At 61.2% G+C, this 1753-nt stretch carries 2 protein-coding genes; both read right to left on the bottom strand.

All coding sequences use genetic code 11. From position 1 onward, the window contains the following. Window positions 1-97 precede the first annotated feature (97 nt). Entirely contained in the window at window positions 98-343 is a 246-nt protein-coding gene (locus J0F76_RS20585) for an SH3 domain-containing protein (RefSeq protein WP_423227384.1), read from the bottom strand. Between the two features lie 262 nt (window positions 344-605). Continuing rightward, on the bottom strand, window positions 606-1622 hold the full coding sequence (gene rsgA, locus J0F76_RS20580; protein WP_207472323.1) for a ribosome small subunit-dependent GTPase A: 1017 nt from the start codon (window positions 1620-1622) through the stop codon (window positions 606-608). Between the last annotated feature and the right edge of the window lie 131 nt (window positions 1623-1753).

Below are 1753 nucleotides of genomic sequence, written 5' to 3'. Positions count from 1 at the left end.
CTCGACACCCTCGATGAAGCCCGACATGCTGATCCCCCGCAGCCATGTCATAGTCTACCACGAACACCAGTTTCCACACAGCCTCGGCCGGTAGCTGTCAACGATGCGCCAGATAGTCGGCTGAAACGTAACCCGAGATACCAGGCTTGTCGGCGAGCGAGACTCTGCACCAGACCTTACCGTTATTTGTCACGCAGTTTTGGCGAGTAAGCCGCGTTCCCTCTGGCAAGCCAATTATGATTTTGTGATTGACACCAGGGCCTTCACGCAACTTCAGGAGGTCGTTTGGCTCAACGCCCTTCACCACTGCACCAGAACCGACCGCGCATCCGGTGGTAATCATGAGAGCGAGGAGAGCAGCAAAGTGAGTTCGCATTATCTGTCCTGAGTCGTTTTCCCATCACTATGACACCATCATGCCAAATGACAGCAGGCCTTGTCGGGAACGGTGAACGGCTTGCATCAGGATAGCGATTGAAGGCCGTTGGAGCGGCGATTTCAATGAATTTCGCTGCGGTATCAATCGAGCGGCAGCTTCCGAGGATGTGGCCACGCCGCATGGGGTGAGCCCGAGGAGCTGCTCTGGCCCGCCTCTTTGCGCGAGATTACCTCCCGCGCGGCTTCCTGGGCGCCTTGATGACCTTGTTCCCGCGTGGTCCGGTTTGCAGCGGAGTGTTGCTCTGGTTCTCGTCCAGGAGCTTGCGCCATCGATCCACCCGCGCGGGGTCGAGTGCTCCCGAGGCTACTGCGGCTTGAACCGCACAACCGGGTTCATGGGAATGGGTGCAGTTCCCGAAGCGGCAGAGGGGAGCAAGCTCGGCAATCTCGGCAAACAGCAGGTCCAGTCCTGCGGAGATGTCGCTCATGTGAAGTGTTCGGATCCCGGGCGTGTCGATCACCCAGCCGCCTCCGGCAATGGCGTGAAGCGAGCGAGACGTGGTCGTGTGGCGGCCCTTGCTGTCCGCCTCGCGGATGCTGCCCGTCAGCTGCGCCTCGTCTGGTGCCTTCGCTGAAAGCGTGTTGAGCAGCGACGACTTGCCCACCCCGGAGGAGCCGACAAGGGCGATCGTCTGACCAAAGCCACACCATGGCGCAAGCACCCGTGCCGCCTCGGGCGACCTGGCGTTCAGCGTCACCACATCAAGCCCGCGTTGCAGACCCGCCACCCGGTCCAGATAGGGACTGACATCTGCGACCTGGTCAGCCTTCGTCAGAACAATCACCGGCGTTGGACCCGCTTCATTTGCAACCGCCAGGTAGCGCTCGAGCCGTGCCGCATTGAGATCGTCGTTGCAGGAGGTCACGATAAAGAGCGTATCCACGTTTGCGGCAATCAGTTGCGGCGTGCGGCTCCCTTCGGTGCGCCGCTGCAGCAGCGTCTTGCGCTCCAGCCGGCGGACAAGCAGCGTGTTCTCCGGTTCAACCAGAACCCAATCGCCGACTGCATGATCCGCTGTATTGGCGTGGACGGGAAGCGTCAGCCTCATCGGCCCCGACCCGGACTCTGCGGTCAGCCGGGCCCGATGAACGGTTGCGACGCGCATCCTCATGAGGTCAGCTTCCGCCGGCGCGATCTGGTCGTCGAAAAACGCCGTCCAACCGAGCGACGCCAAGGATCGCATTGCCTGATCTGATGAATGTGTCACGGCAGCTTCACTGAACCCGGTGAGAACGGCGGTGAGAAATTAGGCCACGGAAGCGGCGGCATGGAGCTGCTGCGGGCGGCGTAAAAGTCGTCCACCCTTTCCCTTTC

Origin of the sequence: Paracoccus fontiphilus (assembly GCF_017356265.1) — a bacterium.
GTDB classification, from domain to species: domain Bacteria; phylum Pseudomonadota; class Alphaproteobacteria; order Rhodobacterales; family Rhodobacteraceae; genus Paracoccus; species Paracoccus fontiphilus.
This window is presented reverse-complemented; position numbering and strand designations above follow the sequence as displayed.

Excerpts from the sequence above, each read along its gene's own strand:
- J0F76_RS20585 (WP_423227384.1), bottom strand. The coding sequence starts at position 343 with ATGATTACCACCGGATGCGCGGTCGGTTCTGGTGCAGTGGTGAAGGGC.
- rsgA (WP_207472323.1), bottom strand. The coding sequence starts at position 1,622 with ATGCGATCCTTGGCGTCGCTCGGTTGGACGGCGTTTTTCGACGACCAG.